This window comes from Halosimplex halophilum (assembly GCF_004698125.1).
GTDB classification, from domain to species: domain Archaea; phylum Halobacteriota; class Halobacteria; order Halobacteriales; family Haloarculaceae; genus Halosimplex; species Halosimplex halophilum.
Map to the genome: position 1 here is coordinate 413,215 of NZ_ML214298.1, position 15,434 is coordinate 428,648.

The following is a 15,434-nucleotide window of genomic DNA, read 5'->3' on the forward strand; positions in this document are numbered from 1 at the left end:
CGCCCACGACCGAACGCCGACCGGTCGCCGCTTCTCGGACCTACTCCCCGACGGTCATCGACAGTTCGTCGAAGGACATGAACGCGGTCTCGTAGCCCTCGTGGCGGGCGATCTGCGGGACCCCGTCGACCGCGATCGTCAGGTCGTCGCCCGACTGCACGTCGGCGACGGCGCCGTAGTGGTACCCCAGGTCGGGGTGGACGGTCGGAGTGAGCGAGCCGTCGAACGCCGTCGTCCCGTCGCGGGTGACCGTCGCCGACAGCGACGCCTGCGGGATCGGGTAGCCGTTGTACGGCGTCCGCATCGAGACGGCGAGATACGGGCGGTCGTCGTCCGGGCCGTCGGCGGGGGTCGCCGTCGAGTCCCCCGCGGAGACCCCGTCGGGGGGCGACGCCAGCCGCGAGACGACGAACCGCGCGTCGCCGCTGGACCCCTCGCCGACGACGGTCCCCGGGAGGTCGCCGGGCGCGGGCGTCGCGGAGACGGGCATCATGTCCATCGACATCGGGTCGAGGGCGTCGCGCTCGCCCTGCCGGTCGGGGAGGCGCTCGTAGGAGATCTCCTCCAGCGCCGACTGGGAGAACTCCAGGGTGAACGAGGCGGTCCCCAGCTCGCCGAAGCGACCGCCGAGGGCGCCGGCCCGGCGCGTCGGGAGCGGCGGGACGCTCACCTCGACCTCGTAGGTCCCGTCGCCGTCGAGTTCGAGGTTGTCGCCGGCGTGGACGCCCATGTTCTGGGAGAGCATCGGCCACAGCGGCTTGCCGCTGGTGAGTCGCTCGCCGTCGCGGGTGATCGTCGTCGTGAGCGACCCGTGGGGGAGGACGGTGTCCGTCTCGGGGTCCCAGACGGTCGTCATGAGGTGCAGCGAGTCAGACCCCTCGATCTCTACCTTCTCGGTGCTGTCGCCGCTGACGAGCCAGAAGCGGTGGGGATAGCTGTAGGTCAGCGCGACCCGGAAGTCGCCGGCGGCGGCCGTGCCGACCATCGCCATCCCCTCGACGTGGCTGGGGACGTAGACGGCGTCGGGGCGGTCGGAGACCAGCGGCGGCGACCGCGCCGACCGCGTCTGGAAGAGCGACCGACACCCGGCCAGCCCGACCGACGCCGCGGCCGCGCCCGCGGCGAGAAAGCGTCGTCTGTGCATAGCCGCCCCTAGTGGCCGTACCCAAAAGCGGCTTCTGGTCGAGTTCTCGAAAGCGTCGGCGTGTCGGCCGGATGGGCCGTCACCGCGCCCGCGACTCGGCGGTCACTCGCCGGGGTTCGGCGCCGGGAGCGCCCGCGACGCCCGCGGCGGGAGGAGATAGTTGCCGCGCCGGCGGACGTTGATGTACTGGAGGATGCCGTTGTTGGCGCGCTGGCCGACCGCGCCCTCGGCGGCGGCGTCGGTGCCGTTCATCGCCTCGCGGGTGGCCACGAAGTCCGATATCGACTCCTGCAGGGCGAGGAAGTGCAGGCCGGCGCGGTCGCCGTCGGTCGAGTCGAAGTCCCGCCGGAGGATGACCGGACGGCCGTCCTCCCGGGCGCGGGCGTTCTTCTGGGCGTGGCCGACGACGCCGTCGCGGGCGTCTTCTTCGACCGTCTCTGCGCAGCCGCCGACGCCGCTGGAGTTCCCGAGGTTCTCGCCGGTGCCCTCGATCACGTCGTTGTCGGCGTGGGCCGGGCAGAACATCGACGCCTCGCGGTGCTCGCGGCTGTCCTGCTCGTACCACTGGGTGAGGTTGAGGTCCATCGAGGAGACGTGCTGGGTGGTGCCGCCGGCGAACGGTCCCTCGCCGATGGTCACGTGGTCCTCGGTGGCCTGTGTCTTCTCGAAGCCGGACTCGAAGCCCATGTACAGCGGCGCGTCGTCGGGCACGGGCTCGGAGTCGGGGATCCCCGCCACGTCCTGGTTCTCGGCGGGGAGGCCCTCGCCGATGAACCCCGTCCGGCGGGCGCGGCCGCCCTCGGCGAGGCTGGCGCGCTCGAAGACGCCGTCGAAGGTGGCGTCCAGCTCGCGGCCGTTGACGGTGTCGCGCTCGCCGAGCAGCCCCTCCTCGGCGGCCAGCAGGACCGAGCCGTAGTCGCTGGCGAGGTGGACGACCGCGTCGGGTTCGTCGGGGACAGGGTCCTCGAACGGCGCGAGCGGTTCGGGCGCCGGCAGGTCGACGCTCTCCGGGAGGGCCCCCCCGAAGCGGTCGAAGTAGGCGGGGGCGTAGCCGACGGTGAACAGGAGGCCGATCTCGCCCTCGTCGGTGCTGCGGGGGTAGGCGCGTTCCAGCGACCGGAGTGCGGTCTCGACCGTCCCGCGGTCGCCGTCCGTGGGCGTCCCGTCGCCGGCGTAGTCGAGGTAGAGCAGGAGGTGGTGTTTCGGCGGGACGTGGTTGCCGTGGTCGTCGGTGCGGAGGGCACCGTTCCAGGCGTGCTGGCGGTCGGGGAGCGTCGAGAGGTCGTCGGGGCCCGACGGGAGGTCGGGGTCCTCGCGACCCAGGCAGGCCGACAGCGCCGCGGACCCGCCGATGGCGACGGCGGCCTTGACGAACTCCCGGCGCGAGACCCCGCGCTGGCGACTCGGTGGCATCGCCGACTCCTAGCGACCGGTCGAACAAGGGGGTTCTGGTCGGTCAGTCGAAAGCGGTCGGCGGGCGCGTCCGCGCCGTTCGAGCGCCGGCCGCCCTCCGGTCGCTCGACGGCCGTCCGGCCTACTCGGCGAGCAGGCGGTCGACCAGGCGGGTGAACCGGTCGACGAGCTTCTCGGGGAGCGACGGCTCGACGGTCCGGAGCAGTTCGGCGGTCTCCTCGGGCGCTTCGAGCACGAGCGTCACGCGGCCGCGCTCGTCGCGGCGCTTGGCGACGAGGTCGAGGTCGGTCAATCGATCCAGGTGCCACTCCAGCGTGCTCCGGGCGACGCCGACGCCCTCGGCCGTCTCGGCGGCCGGCGTCGGCCCGTTCCGGAGGAGGAAGACCACGATGTCGGCGGCGGTCTCGCGCCGGAGGACCGCCAGCGCGCGCCGCTCGAAGGCGTCGCAGTCGGGCGGGTAGTAGTGGGTGCGCCCGTAGAGGTCCGCGGCGACGACGCGGTCGTCGAGCCTCCGCAGGTGGTACTGGGCCTGGCCGGGGGCGAGGTCGAGCTGGCGGACGAGTTCGCTGAAGTACACGCCGGGGTTGTCGGCGACGTGGGCGGCCACGCGGGCGCGGGTGTCGGTGTCGGTCACGACGGCTCCTCCGGCGCGTCCGGGGCGGTCGAGCGCGCGTAGTAGATGGCGCCGAGCAGGAACGTGGCGACCGTCGCGTCGAGGGCGTGCTCGGCGAAGTGGTGCAGTCCGGCGTCCAGCGGGCCGAACATCGCGAGCGCGGAGACGAGCGTGCGGGCGAGCAGGGCGGCGAGCGCGAGCACGACCAGCAGGTACGACCGCGAGCCCCGCTGGCCGAGCGCCCCGACCGCCAGCGCGAGCAGGAGCCCGGAGCCGACGCCTGCGAGCAGGTGGACCCCGAGCAGGACAGGATCCGGCGACGGCGCGGCGTGGGCGACCGGGCGCAGCGGTGTCACACTCGCGGTAGTCGCCGCGCGTATCTAAGTCGGTCGCTTCGATGCCGCCGGAGCGGCCGAGCCCGGAGCGCCGGGTCCCGCCTGCAGCTACCCGAGCGACACGTCCAGGTACAGCATGACGACGACGCCGACCATCGTTCCGAGCGTCGCGACCCGTTCGTTGCCCCGGAGGTGGGTCTCGGGGACGATCTCGTCGCTGATGACGAACAGCATCGCGCCGGCGGCGAACCCCATGGCGTAGGGCAGGACCGGCGCGGCCAGCGTGACCGCCAGCGCGCCGGCGAGCACGAGCGGGATCTCGACGAGCCCCGACCGGACCCCGGTGAGCACCGCGTAGAAGCGGCGGTCGAGCCCGGCGTTGACGGCGGCGACCGACACCGCCAGCCCCTCCGGGACGTTCTGGATCCCGATCGCGAGCATGAGCGCGACGGCGCTCCCGACCGACGCGTCGCCGGCCGCCGCGGAACCGAACCCGACGCCGACGGCGAGGCCTTCGGGCATGTTGTGCAGGGTGATCGCGAGGATGAACAGGACGACGGGGGCGAAGCGCTCCTCGTCGACGGGGACGCTCTCGCCCGGGTCGGCCGCGTCGTCGCGCCGTTTCCCCGTCAGCAGGTAGTGGGCGTGGGGGACGAGCACGTCCGCCCGGTCGAGCGCGAGCGCGCCCAGGAGGACGCCGCCCAGCACCGGCAGGGGGTTCCCGCCGGGCGTCGCCTCGATCCCCGGGAGGATCAGACTGGTGAAACTCGCGGCGAGCATGACGCCGGCGGCGAACCCCAGCGCGCCGTCCAGCGCCCGCTCGGAGGGGTCGCGCCAGACGAAGACGAGCGACGCGCCCAGGAGGTTGAGCCCGGCGATGACCAGCCCGCCGACCAGCGCCTGCACCAGCAGCCGCTGGGCCGCCAGCGCCTCGACGAGCGTCTCGACCGGTCCGGGCACGTTTGTCGGCGAAACACGCGGCGCCCACTTAAAGTTCGACGGCGTCGCGGCCGGACCGCCGACGGGGCGCCGGCCGTAGATATACCCGTCCGCCGCCCCAACGGACGGGATATGAACGGCCAGGCACTCGTCGACGCGGTCCGCGAGTCGAAGGCGACGGAACTCGACCGGCTGGGCTCGGACAAGTACCTGATCGCCGCGACCGGCGCCGACCTGGAGCGGGCGCCGGTCCTCCGGTCGGTCGCCGAGTCGGCCGCCAGCGGGCGGGACACCTTCTCGCGGTGGGCCGACGGGGCGACGGGCGACCCGGCGTCGGCCTTCGAGACGGCCGCCGAGGCCGAGCGCGAGCGGTTCGACCGCGTCGTCGACTCGCTGGCGGCCCTGCCGGACGACGACGCCGACGCCGCGGCGACCATCGACGGGAGCGACGCCCCGCTACACGACGCGCTCGCCGAGGTCGACGGGACCGTCGAGCGGCTGGCCGCCGCGTTCGTCGGCCGCCCGCTGGTCGCCGACCGGACGCTGTTGCAGGTGGTCAGCTTCTTCGTCAACGAGGCCGACGAACAGCGGGCGGACCTGGCCCGGGACCTGCGAAGCGAGACACAGGCCCGCCTCGACGAGGGTGTCGATCTGCTGGACGCCGTCTGCGAGACGGACGCCGACTGGGAGCGTGCCCAGCGGGCCGCCGAGGACGTGGTCGCCGCGGCCTACGAGGCGTACGCGACCGCGCTCGAAGCGATGGGCGTCGACCCGAAGCCGGTGTGCTAGCCGGTAGCTGTCGCGCTCACGGTGCGGTCGGCGCGCGCTGTCGCGAGTCTCGTCTCGCGACAGTAGCCGCGCGAGGTCTTCGTGAACTGTGTGAACGAAGGCTCGTCGGAGCGTGCTCCGACGGTGGATGAGCGACGCCAGGAGCGAATCGGCTGGGGAGGCTCGTGGCCGTCTGCGGTGCTGTGCGGTGTCGGCGCGGCCGCTGTGCGGTTGCGGTGTCGTGCGGTCGCGGTGCAGTCCTGGCGGACTGAACGGGCGAGGCGCGCTCGCGCTCGTACAGTCGTCTGAGCGGGCCACTATCCGAAGCGGCCCCTGGCCGCAAGGATATCCCCCTCAGCGACCGCGAGCGCGGCGAGAGCGTTCAGCACTCATCGTCGGTGCGTTCGCCGTCGTGCTCATCGCTTTCACACTAAAACGACCAGAAACACCCGCTCAACTCGCACGAGCACCGTCCGCTCCTGCCGACCGCGGTACCCTCAAGACCCCCGGCGCCCGAGAGGCGGGTATGCACGGCGACGCGGTCCGGATGCTCACGTACAACGTCCGCCGCGACGTGGCGGACGACGGGCAGTTCGACTGGGCGGGCCGGCGCGACGCCGTCGCGGGGACGATCCGCTTCCACCGCCCCGACGCCGTCGGGCTCCAGGAACCGCTCGCGCGCCAGTATTCGGACCTCCGGGAGGCGCTGTCCGGCTTCGAGTGGGTCGGCGACTCCCGGGAGGCCGGCGAGGGCGAGGGGGAGTTCTGCCCCGTCGGCTACCGCCCCGAGCGCTTCGAACGGGTCGACGCGGGCACGTTCTGGCTCTCGCCGACGCCCGACGACCCCGGCAGCGTCGGCTGGGACGCCGCCTACCCGCGGATCGCGACGTGGGCCCGCCTGCGCGACCGCGACCGCGGCGGCACGCTGCTGTACTGCAACACCCACCTCGACCACGAGGGCGAGCGCGCCCGCGCGGAGGGCGCGCGGGTGCTCCGCGAGCGCGTCGGCGAGTTGCGCGAGGGCGACGAACCGGTCGTCGTCGGGGGCGACTTCAACTGCGTGGCCGGCGACGACCCGTACCGGGCGCTCGTCGGCGGCGAGAGCCGCGAGGACGGGAAGAGCGAGCCGGCGCTGGTCGACGCCCGCGAGGCGAGCCCGCACCCGCCCCACGGGCCCGACACCACCCGAACCGACTTCGAGACGCTGCTGCCCGACCGGGCGATCGACCACGTCTTCGTCGCCGGCGCGGCGGTCGACGGGTACGGCGTCGCCGCCGACGTGGTCGGTGACGGCTGGTTCCCCTCGGACCACCTGCCCGTCGTCGTCGATCTGTCTCCCTGGGTCTGAGCGGGTCGGCGGGACCGGTTGCCGGTCGGTCAGGCGTCCGGGGCCGCCGTCTCGGCCTCGAACCGGTCGAAGAAGTCCTGCATGAACGCCCAGCGGGACTCGCCGCGGCGGCGGCCGGGTGGCGTGTACAGCGCGTCCAGTCGCTCGCGCGCCCACTCCCGGAGGAGCGTCAGGTCCGGCACGCCCGCGTCCGCGCCGTCGACCGACCCGGTGTCGATCGCGGCGTACTTCTCGCCCGCTCGCCCCGAGCGCTCGCCGACGATGCAGGCGAGGCGGACGAGTCCGACCGCCCCGGCGGCGTCCAGCTTGTCCGCGTCGAACAACAGCTTCGCCGCCGGGGTCTCCGGGTCCGGAGAACTCGGTCGGATGCTGTGACTCCGGAGGCAGTGGACCACCGCGTCGATCCGCTCGGCGGTCACCCCCTCGGAGGCCAGGAGGGGCGCGGCCTCGGCGGCCGCCCACTCGCCGTGGTCGTCGATCTCCCCCACCCGCTCCAGCGGTCGGCCGATGTCGTGCAGCCAGGCCGCCGCGGCGAGGACGCCGCGGTCGGGCGACCGGTCCCACTCGCCGGCGAGTCGCAGCGACAGGTCGCGGACGCGTCTGGCGTGGCAGCCGTCGTGGGCCGGGAGGGCGTCGTCGTAGTACGGCACCGCCAGCCCGCGGGCGAGGGCGTCGAGTTCCGGGGACATTACCGAGCGGTCGACGGGCCGACAGAATAGTCATTCCGGAAGCGAGCGGGGCCACCGTCGGAGCGCCCGGCGCGCTTTTGCCGCTCGGCTCCCTACTATCGGGGATATGCTACTGGTACGCGGCCACGCGGGCGGGACGGCGCTGACGGGGACGCTCTACGAGCGCGGCGAGCGGCCGCCGACCTTCGAGGGCGCGCCCGACGAGGGCGCCCCCTACGTCTGGATCTGCGACGAGTTCTACGAGGTGGAGTCCGGCGGGCAGGTCCAGCGGATCGACGGCAAAGAGCGCCGCGTCGCCTTCGAGGCGCCGACGACCCGCGGGTTCGAGACGCGCGACGCCGCGCTGGCGGCGGCGAAAGAGCACGTCCGCACGCAGTTCGCCCGGCTCGGGCTCCGCGGCGAGGACGTGGAGATCGAGGTCGTCGAGAACCCCGACAGGGAGCAACCGGACCCGTAGCGGTCGGCAACCCGGAGGGCGTCCGTCGCGCTACTGGACGTCCGAGGAGGACGCGCGGTTGAGCAGGTAGACGGCGATCCCGCCCAGGACGATGTCGAGCGCGAGCAGGACGACCACCGCGGGGACGAGCGTGTCCCAGATCCCGCCGAAGCGGGTGACCTCGATGACGGTCATCACGTCCCGGTCGAGCATCAGCGCGCGGGCGGCGTCGACGCCGTAGGTGATCGGGTTGAAGGTGGCGACGGTCTGGATCCAGCCGGGCATCGCCGACAGCGGCAGGAACGCCGTCGAGACGAACAGGAGGGGGAACTGCAGGAGGTTCGCGCCGATGATCGTCGACTCCTGGTCTTTCGTGACGACGGCGAAGATGTTCGACAGCGCGATGAACCACAGCGAGAAGAGGATCCCGATCAGGACGATCCCGACGGCGCCGACGAACCCGGTGGCGACGCTGGCGCCGAGGACGGTCCCGAGCGCGAGGATGATGGCGATCTGGACGACGATGCGGAGGATCTCGGCGGCGGTCTTGCCGAGGAACATCGCCGAGCGGCTCATCGGCATCACGAGCGTCTTCTCGAAGAGTCCCTCCTCCATGTCGTTGACGAGGCCGATGCCCGACCCGGCGGCGGCCGCCAGCGACACCTGCATCGCGATGGCCGGCAGCAGGAACGTCTCGTAGGTGATCCCGCCGGCCGAGCCGCCGCTGAGCGCGCCCGTGGCGACCTGGCCGAACACCTGGGTAAACAGGACGAGGAAGATGATCGGCTGGACGAGCGACCCGACGACGACGAACGGGTTGCGGACCGCCTTCAGGTTCCAGCGGACGAAGTTCACCCAGAAGTCGCCCAGGAAGGAGTTGCCCGACAGGCGTTCGCCCGCCGGACGGGCGGTCCCGCCGTCGGTGCGAACCTCGGCCGCGTCGTCGGCGCGGCCGCCGTCGGCTCGCACGCTGTCGTTCCCGGCCGTGTCGTCGCTCATTCGGCGGTCACCTCCGGGCCGGTCACGTCCGCCGAGTCGGCCGACCGGTCCTCCGAGTCGAGCTCCTCGCCGGTGATCGCGAGGAACACGTCGTCCAGCGTCGGCGCGCGGATGTTGAAGCCGGTCACCGTGATCCCGGCGTCCCGGAGCGCGACCAGCAGGTCGGTCCCGTGTTCGCGGGCCCGCTCCGCGGTGACGCTGATGCCGTCGTCGGTCACCGCCACGTCCGCGTCGGCGTCGAACACGTCGCCGGTGCGGGCGATCTCGGCGGCGCGCTCGCGGGCGTCGGCGGCGCTCCCGTCCCCGGTCGCGTCGACCGCCTCGCCCTCGACCTCCACGTCGAGGATCTCCCCGCCGACGCGCCGTTTCAGTTCCATGGGCGACCCGGTGGCGACGATCTCCCCGTCGAGGATGACCGAGAGGCGGTCGCAGAGGTGGTCGGCCTCCTCCAGGTACTGCGTGGTCAGGAAGAGGGTCGTCCCGCGCTCGTTGATGCGCTCGAAGTACTCCCAGAGGCGGTTCCGGGCTTTCGGGTCCAGCCCCGTCGTCGGCTCGTCGAGGAACACCAGCGGCGGGCTGTGGACCAGCGCCGTCGCGGCGTCCAGTCGCTTCTTCATCCCGCCGGAGAACTCGCCGGCCCGCTTGTCGCCCACGTCGGCCAGGTCGACCAGGTCGAGCAGTTCGTCGATGCGGTCGGCCCGCTCGCTCTTGGGCACGCCGTAGGCCCGCGCGGCGAAACGGATGTTCTCGCGGGCCGTGAGCTCCTCGTCGACGCTGGTCTCCTGGGCCATGTAGCCGATGGTCTCGCGGACCCGGCGGGCCTCGCTCCGCACGTCGTAGCCGTTGACGGTGATAGAGCCGCCGGTCGGCGAGAGGAGGGTCGCGAAGGTCTTGATCGTCGTCGTCTTCCCGGCGCCGTTGGGGCCGAGGAAGCCGAAGAACTCGCCTTTCGGGACCGTCAGATCGATCCCCTTGACCGCCTCGGTCCCGTCGGCGTAGGTCACCTCCACGCCGCTCGCTTCGATGGCGTTCCCACCGCCGCCGTTCCCGGCGGTCCCACCGTCCGGTCGTGGCTTCCGTTCTCTCACGGGCGTCCGTAACGGCCACGCCCCCGTAGCCCTGGCCCTAATCCATTCGGGGTTTTATATTGGTGTCGGCGCGACGGAACTGCGCGACGAGGTGGCCCTGGGCGCGGCGCAGCCGCTCGGAGCAGGAGGCGGGGGCGACGCCGAGTTCGTCGGCCACGTCGGCGGTCGAGGCCGTCCGCGGCACGTCGAAGTACCCCATCTCGTGGGCGGTCACCAGCGCCTCGCGCTGGGGTTCGGTCATCCCCGGCGGCCGCGCCGAATCGCCGTCGACCGCGCCGAAGGGGCCCGGTTCCTCGGCCTCCTCGCCGTCGACCGCGACGAGGCGGTCGAGGCGGAAGGTGTGGTCGTTGGCGCGGCAGAACTCGCGGAAGGCGTCGAACTCCTCGCGGTCGGCGAACCACCGGCGCTCCGTCCAGCCGTCGGGTTCGACCGTCACGCGGTCGGGGATCGACTTGTTGTTCGCGAGCGTCTCCAGGCCCTCCGGGGGCCCGCCGGTGGGGCGACACTGGTAGCGCCGGGTATCGCCGTCGGCGACGACCAGCGAGTGGTCCGTGACGGAGTCGGCCTCGGCGAAGGCGGCCTCGACGGCCTCGCGGTCGGCGCCGACCGTCCGCACCAGGAACTCCGGCGGCCCCGACGGCTGGCCCTGCACCGCCTCGAACTCGACGGTCGCCGCCGGCACGCCCGCCGCCACGTCCACCAGCGGGAGCGCGTCGCCGGTCAGTCGAAACTCAGCGATCAGTCCCATGGAACCCGCGAGGGCGCCGAGCGTGTTAACCGCTCGGTCGTCGGGGCGGCCGATCCGTTCGGCCACCGGAGTGCCGGTCGATCCGTCCGACGCCTGGACCGCCGGTCCGGACGGGGTCCGGCGGTCCCGCCGCCGGACGGAACGAGTAAAATCGCCGTTTAACCCTCCAGCGGACCTTTGATACGTCGGTCCGAAGCGGGAGGTATGCGAGCGAACCTGCCCTCCCACGGCGACTCGCCGTTCGCCGACCGCAGTCCCGCCCGCCCCGCGATCCGCGAAACTCCCCGCAGCGAGGACATCCACCTGCGAAACTACGACAGCGAGTGGGGGTACGACCTCGACGTGACCGTCCGCGGGAGCGGCGACGAGCCGGCCTTCGAGTCGCGGTACTACTGCCAGCCCGGCGAGGCGATCGCCGTCGAGAACGTCCTCGCCCCCGGCGAGTACGATGTCGTCGTCGAACTCGACAACCGCCGCGCGGTGGCCGCCGAGTGCCGCGTCAGCTCCGCCCCCGACCACACGATCCGCGTCGAGGTCGGCAACGGCACCGTCAGCCTGACCGAAGGGCTGTACTGACGCCCCCGGTCGCCGCGGTCGGCGCGCCGGACCACACGCCCGCCCGACGCCGCCGTCACTCCGCGGGCTCGGTCTCGGCGACGAACAGCCCCATCGACTTCCCGATCTCCATCGGCCCGTCCGCGAGCCGCTCGGCGGCCGCCTCGGCGAACGCCTCGACCCCCTCGGGCCCCACGCTCTCCAGCGACGCCGTGTGCGCCACGAGCGGTTCCGGGTCGGGCACGCGGAGATACGTCTCGCGCTCGTGGCGGCGCATCTCGTTGAAGTGGTCGGCGAGCTGTTCGGCCCCGTTCTCCAGGGTGAACTGGCCGATGTCGGACGGTTCCCACGCCGTCGTCGCCGCGCGCAGTTCGCGTAGCGCCGCCGCGTTCGACTCGCCGTTGGCGGTCGCGTACAGCCGCCCGCCGGGTCGCAGGACGCGCCGGATCTCCGGCAGCGCGGCGTCGCGGTCGACGTGATACAGCATGTGGTTGGCGACCACGGCGTCGACGCTGTCGTCGGGCAACGGGACCGATTCGGCGGCCGCGGTCCCGAACTCGGCGGCCACCCCGGCCCCGGCGAGCGTCTCGCGGGCGTCGGCGACCATCCCGGGCGAGAAGTCGGTGAGCAGCAGGTCCCAGCCGGCGGGGACCCGGTCGGCGTTCTCCCGCCAGAGGTCGCCCGTGCCGCAGCCGACCTCCAGCACGTCGGCGTCGGCCGGGAGGTCGTAGCGGTCGAACACCCAGGGCCACCAGTCGCGGTCGGCCACCTCGTAGTTCTCGTGGAGGGCGATGCGCGCTTCGAGGTTCGCGCCGTCGGCGTACTGCTCGGCCAGCGCGGCGCGGTCGTCGGTCATGGCCGACGAGTGACACGCCACGATCAAAGCGATTTGGGTGCGTCGGGGAGCCAGCCTTCGCGTGCAGGCCGGTTACCCCCGCCCCGCGAACCCGGGGACGGCGATAGGCTCGGGCGCCCCGGGGACGAGCCGTTCGGGCACGAGCCGCGTGAGCGCGACCATCCCGGCGAGTTCGACCAGCGTCTGCGTGACGACGACCGCCGGCACGAGGGCGTACCGCGGCGGCAGCGCGAGCGCCAGCGGGAGCACGACCAGCGAGTTCCGCGTCACCGAGGCGAACACGAGCGCGCGGGCCGCGCCGGCGTCCATCCGGACGAGCCCGGCCGCGAGCCGCGCCAGGAGCGGCATCACGACGAGGAAGGCGACGTAGACCGGGACGACCGCGGCGATCTCCCCGATGGAGTCCCCGACTCGCGGGATCTGGGAGGCGATGACCACCAGGAGCGTCGCGCCCATCGCCGGCACGGGGAGCAGCCCCATCGCGTCCCCCCACTGTCGGCCCGCGTCCGAGCGGTCCGCCCACAGCTGGGTCAGCCACGCCAGCGCCAGCGGGGCCGCGATGAGCGCCAGGAACGCGTCGACGAACGGCCCCCCGCTGATGGCGCCGGCCGCCCGGCCGCCCGTGAACAGCCACAGGTACGCCGGCAACAGCAGGAACTGGACGACAAGCAGCGCCGGCGTCGTCGCGGTGACCTGCTCGGCGTCGCCCCCCGCCAGGTCGGTGAAGGCGATGACGTAGTCGACACAGGGAGTCAGCAGCACCATGAACACGCCGACGCGGACGACCGGGTCCTGCGGGAGCAGCCGGGTGAGCCCGTAGACGACGACCGGGACGACGAGGAAGTTCATCGCGAGCGCGGTCCCCACGAACCGGGCGTCGGTGAACGCCGCTCGGAACCTGGTGAAGGGGATTTCGAGGAAGGTGACGTACAGCAGCACCGCCAGCACGGGGGTGATCGCCCGCTCGAACAGCGGCGCGGCCGACGGGAGCCCGACGCCGAACCCGACCGCGAGGGCGACGCCGGCGGCGTAGACGGCGACCTGGTGGCTCTGGAGCCAGTCGCTCGCGTCCATCACGGCGAGGTTCGGGCGGCCGGGCTATACGGCTGGTGGTCCGATCGGAGATCGATGTCAGTCCGGACGCGCTACACCAGCTCCTCGACGTCGACGCCCCAGCGCTTGTCGTCGTACTCGCGGTGGCGGTCGCTGCCGAGTTCGCGCTCGATACGTCGGCGCAGCTGCTCGTTGGCCTGGCGGTCGATGTGGGCGAGTTCGTCGGCCTTCGCGACCGCCAGCGGCGGCCCCTGCTCGCCGGCCACGTCGTGGAGCACCTGCATCCGAAGCGCCCGGCGGGTCTCCGCGTCCTCGGTGAACGCGTAGGGCGCCTCGACGCGGTAACAGAGGTCGTCGCGCGGGTCGTACAGCACGAAGAAGGTGACCTCGTAGGCCTCGGGATCGAGTTCGCGGTCGATGCCGAGCGCGTCGCCGGCGGCGGCCATCACGCGGTCGGTGCCGACCCGCGAGCGGAACCAGCCCGTCGCCGTGAGGGCGTCGGTCTTCAGCTCCCCCCGGTCGTCGCGGCGGGCGAGCACCCGCCCGAAGAAGGCGTTGTCGTTGGCCCAGGGGGCGTTGGTCCTCTCGCGGACCACGCGGGTGATGGCCTTGGCGGTGCTGTTCTTGATGAACCCTATCAGGGGAACTTCGCGCTCGACGAACCGCTCGACGAGGCGGACGTAGTTCTCGACCACGTCGCGGGGTCGCTCGTCCTCGACGAGCAGATCCGCGAGTTCGGTGTCGCGTTCGGCCCACTTCAGCAGGCCCGTGGGGTACAGCGGGCCGTCGAGCACGAGGAGGTCGTCGACGATCTCGGCCTGCTGGCGGGCGTGTTCGCTCTCGGCGAGATAGAGGGCGAGCGCGTGGACGACGTTCTGCTCGTAGCGGTCGACGCGGGGGGCGTGCAGCGCCCGCTCGCGGACGTAGCCCTCGTCGTGCATCGTCCAGTCCTCCTGGCCGATGCGGTAGGTGTCGTCGTTGGAGTGGGCGGTCATCACGATGGTCCGCGCGCGGTGCAGTTCCAGGTCCGAGGGCACGGCGGCCATCGCGGCCTGGGACACGTCGAGGACGAGCCCGTTCTTGAACGTGGTGGGGTTGATCGTCCCCGAGTCCAGCCCGTGCTGGGTGGGGAACGGCGACTCACGGAGCGCGATATCGTCGACCGGGACTTTCTCGCGGCGCTGCTCGCCGATCGGTTCGACGACGGCCTCGCCGTCGCGGTAGAGGGGGTCGAGGAACTCGGCCCACACCGTCTCGGCGGCGTCCTGGTGGTCGTCCTCGTCGACGCCCTCGCTGACGCGGCCGGCGAGGCGGGCGATCCCGTCGACGTGGACCGGGTCCAGCGTCATTCCGCGGTTGGGTCCTCGGCGAGCATCTTCTCGATGGCGTCGGCGATCTCCTCGTAGGACTGCATCTGGAGGCCGTCGGTGGTGATGAGCACGCCGCGGCGCTCGCCGGTCACCCGGAGGAGGTAGCCGTTCTCGAACGCCCGGATCGTGTAGCGGTACTCGCCCAGTTCCGAGGACTGGTAGGCGTTGCGCGTGTCGCGGAAGCCGCGCCACTCGTGGCCGACGAAGGTGTCCAGGTCGGCGTCCCGCTCCAGGTCCTCCCGCAGGTACAGCTGTTCGAAGTCCGACCGCGTGAAGAAGGTCACCGACCGGAGGCTGTCGCCGGTGGCGGTCCGGGCCGTCGTCACGATCTGGTCGGCGAGGTCGTCCGACAGCAGTTGCGCGTCCATGCCCTAGCGATGGGCGGGCCACTCACAATAAGTTTCCGCGGGACCGGGCGGTCGCTCGCGCCCGAGGTCGCTCCGCCGGCCACGGCCGGGCGAGCGCCTACACCAGCTGTTCGCCCGCTAGCGCCCGGCGGGCCAGCCGCAGCCGTTCGCGCAGTTCGTCGGCCGTCATGCTCGGCTCGTCGCTGGCCGCGAGCTGTTCGGGCGTCCAGAACCGCGCCCGACCGGCGTCGTCACCGGCCTCGATCGTGCCGCTGGTCGAGGCGGCGTCGACGGCGAACTCCATCCCGACGCAGTGGCGCTGGTCGAAGACGACGTACGTGCTGAGGTCGTACAGCCACAGGTCCTCGGGGTCGACCGTCAGGTTCGTCTCCTCTTTCAGTTCGACCGCGGCGTGTTCGTCCGGGTCGGCCCCGACCTCGACTTTCCCACCCGGCAGTATCCACCGGCCGTCCGGCCGGGTCACCAGCAACATCGCGTCGCCGTCCCGCGGCTCCGCCGCACTGCCCTGGCGACTCCCTCCCCCGCTGTCAAGCACCGCGATCCGCGCGCTGGGCGTCGGGTTGTAGAAGACGTACTCGCCGCAGTCGGTACACCGCTGGCTCGTCGGTTCGTCGACCCCGACCAGCTGCCCCCCGCAGCGGGGACAGTAGTCGGGCGGCTCGTTGACCATGTTCTCCGAGCACACGCAACAAACATAGCTGTTTTTACAGTA

General features: G+C 72.4%; 18 protein-coding genes. 4 read left to right on the forward strand and 14 right to left on the reverse strand.

Annotated elements, in window-relative coordinates:
- Positions 1-40: 40 nt before the first annotated feature.
- From E3328_RS13050 to E3328_RS13070, 5 genes are all read right to left on the reverse strand, one after another.
- Entirely contained in the window at positions 41-1,144 is a 1,104-nt protein-coding gene (locus E3328_RS13050; protein WP_135365074.1) for a DUF7350 domain-containing protein, read from the reverse strand.
- A 102-nt stretch (positions 1,145-1,246) separates the two neighbouring features.
- Positions 1,247-2,557: a DUF7405 family protein gene (locus tag E3328_RS13055; protein WP_135365075.1), complete on the reverse strand. Its 1,311-nt coding sequence runs from the start codon at positions 2,555-2,557 to the stop codon at positions 1,247-1,249.
- 121 nt (positions 2,558-2,678) lie between these two features.
- Entirely contained in the window at positions 2,679-3,191 is a 513-nt protein-coding gene (locus E3328_RS13060; RefSeq protein WP_135365076.1) for a winged helix-turn-helix transcriptional regulator, read from the reverse strand.
- Complete coding sequence (locus E3328_RS13065; protein ID WP_135365077.1) at positions 3,188-3,526, reverse strand: DUF7471 family protein; 339 nt, start codon at positions 3,524-3,526, stop codon at positions 3,188-3,190. Before E3328_RS13065 ends, E3328_RS13060 begins: the two co-directional genes overlap by 4 nt.
- An 87-nt stretch (positions 3,527-3,613) precedes the next feature.
- Positions 3,614-4,465 carry a ZIP family metal transporter gene (locus E3328_RS13070; RefSeq protein WP_135365078.1) on the reverse strand — a complete coding sequence of 284 codons (852 nt, stop codon included), beginning with the start codon at positions 4,463-4,465 and terminating at the stop codon, positions 3,614-3,616.
- Between the two features lie 111 nt (positions 4,466-4,576).
- On the opposite strand from E3328_RS13070, the gene E3328_RS13075 reads away from it, so the two are divergent.
- Entirely contained in the window at positions 4,577-5,233 is a 657-nt protein-coding gene (locus E3328_RS13075) for a rubrerythrin family protein (protein ID WP_135365079.1), read from the forward strand.
- A gap of 505 nt (positions 5,234-5,738) precedes the next feature.
- The gene (locus E3328_RS13080; RefSeq protein WP_135365080.1) at positions 5,739-6,560 is read left to right on the forward strand and encodes an endonuclease/exonuclease/phosphatase family protein; all 822 of its coding nucleotides are present in this window, start codon (positions 5,739-5,741) and stop codon (positions 6,558-6,560) included.
- 29 nt (positions 6,561-6,589) lie between these two features.
- On the opposite strand, the gene E3328_RS13085 is transcribed toward E3328_RS13080, so the two are convergent.
- Positions 6,590-7,249 (reverse strand): HD domain-containing protein, encoded by a 660-nt coding sequence (locus E3328_RS13085; protein WP_135365081.1) that lies wholly within the window; start codon positions 7,247-7,249, stop codon positions 6,590-6,592.
- A gap of 106 nt (positions 7,250-7,355) precedes the next feature.
- On the opposite strand from E3328_RS13085, the gene E3328_RS13090 reads away from it, so the two are divergent.
- Positions 7,356-7,706, forward strand: coding sequence for a DUF7113 family protein (locus tag E3328_RS13090; protein WP_135365082.1), 351 nt, complete (start codon positions 7,356-7,358; stop codon positions 7,704-7,706).
- Positions 7,707-7,736: 30 nt separating this feature from the next.
- Here E3328_RS13090 and E3328_RS13095 read toward each other — a convergent pair whose 3' ends face one another.
- Genes E3328_RS13095 through E3328_RS13105 form a run of 3 tightly spaced genes read right to left on the reverse strand, consistent with a single transcriptional unit; the run spans position 7,737 to position 10,520 of the window.
- On the reverse strand, positions 7,737-8,684 hold the full coding sequence (locus E3328_RS13095; protein ID WP_209452201.1) for an ABC transporter permease: 948 nt from the start codon (positions 8,682-8,684) through the stop codon (positions 7,737-7,739).
- On the reverse strand, positions 8,681-9,772 hold the full coding sequence (locus E3328_RS13100) for an ABC transporter ATP-binding protein (RefSeq protein WP_135365083.1): 1,092 nt from the start codon (positions 9,770-9,772) through the stop codon (positions 8,681-8,683). The genes E3328_RS13095 and E3328_RS13100 overlap by 4 nt, the downstream gene beginning before the upstream one ends.
- 37 nt (positions 9,773-9,809) lie before the next feature.
- The gene (locus E3328_RS13105) at positions 9,810-10,520 is read right to left on the reverse strand and encodes a helix-turn-helix domain-containing protein (protein ID WP_135365084.1); all 711 of its coding nucleotides are present in this window, start codon (positions 10,518-10,520) and stop codon (positions 9,810-9,812) included.
- 204 nt (positions 10,521-10,724) lie between these two features.
- Between E3328_RS13105 and E3328_RS13110 the strand changes: the two genes are divergently transcribed.
- Positions 10,725-11,096: an Ig-like domain-containing protein gene (locus E3328_RS13110; protein WP_135365085.1), complete on the forward strand. Its 372-nt coding sequence runs from the start codon at positions 10,725-10,727 to the stop codon at positions 11,094-11,096.
- A 55-nt stretch (positions 11,097-11,151) separates the two neighbouring features.
- Here E3328_RS13110 and E3328_RS13115 read toward each other — a convergent pair whose 3' ends face one another.
- The 5 genes from E3328_RS13115 to E3328_RS13135 form a co-directional block, all read right to left on the reverse strand.
- Positions 11,152-11,931 (reverse strand): class I SAM-dependent methyltransferase, encoded by a 780-nt coding sequence (locus E3328_RS13115; protein WP_135365086.1) that lies wholly within the window; start codon positions 11,929-11,931, stop codon positions 11,152-11,154.
- A gap of 72 nt (positions 11,932-12,003) precedes the next feature.
- Positions 12,004-13,005 carry an arsenic resistance protein gene (locus E3328_RS13120; RefSeq protein WP_135365087.1) on the reverse strand — a complete coding sequence of 334 codons (1,002 nt, stop codon included), beginning with the start codon at positions 13,003-13,005 and terminating at the stop codon, positions 12,004-12,006.
- Positions 13,006-13,076: 71 nt separating this feature from the next.
- On the reverse strand, positions 13,077-14,333 hold the full coding sequence (locus E3328_RS13125; RefSeq protein ID WP_135365088.1) for a DNA double-strand break repair nuclease NurA: 1,257 nt from the start codon (positions 14,331-14,333) through the stop codon (positions 13,077-13,079).
- Complete coding sequence (locus tag E3328_RS13130) at positions 14,330-14,722, reverse strand: DUF7522 family protein (protein ID WP_135365089.1); 393 nt, start codon at positions 14,720-14,722, stop codon at positions 14,330-14,332. The genes E3328_RS13125 and E3328_RS13130 overlap by 4 nt, the downstream gene beginning before the upstream one ends.
- A gap of 97 nt (positions 14,723-14,819) precedes the next feature.
- Positions 14,820-15,392: an NUDIX domain-containing protein gene (locus tag E3328_RS13135; RefSeq protein ID WP_135365090.1), complete on the reverse strand. Its 573-nt coding sequence runs from the start codon at positions 15,390-15,392 to the stop codon at positions 14,820-14,822.
- Positions 15,393-15,434 lie beyond the last annotated feature (42 nt).

Bases quoted from the DNA above. Each gene is read 5' to 3' on its own strand.
- E3328_RS13050 (WP_135365074.1), bottom strand. From the start codon at position 1,144: ATGCACAGACGACGCTTTCTCGCCGCGGGCGCGGCCGCGGCGTCGGTC.
- E3328_RS13055 (WP_135365075.1), bottom strand. From the start codon at position 2,557: ATGCCACCGAGTCGCCAGCGCGGGGTCTCGCGCCGGGAGTTCGTCAAG.
- E3328_RS13075 (WP_135365079.1), top strand. From the start codon at position 4,577: ATGAACGGCCAGGCACTCGTCGACGCGGTCCGCGAGTCGAAGGCGACG.
- E3328_RS13080 (WP_135365080.1), top strand. From the start codon at position 5,739: ATGCACGGCGACGCGGTCCGGATGCTCACGTACAACGTCCGCCGCGAC.
- E3328_RS13085 (WP_135365081.1), bottom strand. From the start codon at position 7,249: ATGTCCCCGGAACTCGACGCCCTCGCCCGCGGGCTGGCGGTGCCGTAC.
- E3328_RS13090 (WP_135365082.1), top strand. From the start codon at position 7,356: ATGCTACTGGTACGCGGCCACGCGGGCGGGACGGCGCTGACGGGGACG.
- E3328_RS13095 (WP_209452201.1), bottom strand. From the start codon at position 8,684: ATGAGCGACGACACGGCCGGGAACGACAGCGTGCGAGCCGACGGCGGC.
- E3328_RS13105 (WP_135365084.1), bottom strand. From the start codon at position 10,520: ATGGGACTGATCGCTGAGTTTCGACTGACCGGCGACGCGCTCCCGCTG.
- E3328_RS13110 (WP_135365085.1), top strand. From the start codon at position 10,725: ATGCGAGCGAACCTGCCCTCCCACGGCGACTCGCCGTTCGCCGACCGC.
- E3328_RS13115 (WP_135365086.1), bottom strand. From the start codon at position 11,931: ATGACCGACGACCGCGCCGCGCTGGCCGAGCAGTACGCCGACGGCGCG.
- E3328_RS13120 (WP_135365087.1), bottom strand. From the start codon at position 13,005: ATGGACGCGAGCGACTGGCTCCAGAGCCACCAGGTCGCCGTCTACGCC.
- E3328_RS13125 (WP_135365088.1), bottom strand. From the start codon at position 14,333: ATGACGCTGGACCCGGTCCACGTCGACGGGATCGCCCGCCTCGCCGGC.
- E3328_RS13130 (WP_135365089.1), bottom strand. From the start codon at position 14,722: ATGGACGCGCAACTGCTGTCGGACGACCTCGCCGACCAGATCGTGACG.
- E3328_RS13135 (WP_135365090.1), bottom strand. From the start codon at position 15,392: ATGGTCAACGAGCCGCCCGACTACTGTCCCCGCTGCGGGGGGCAGCTG.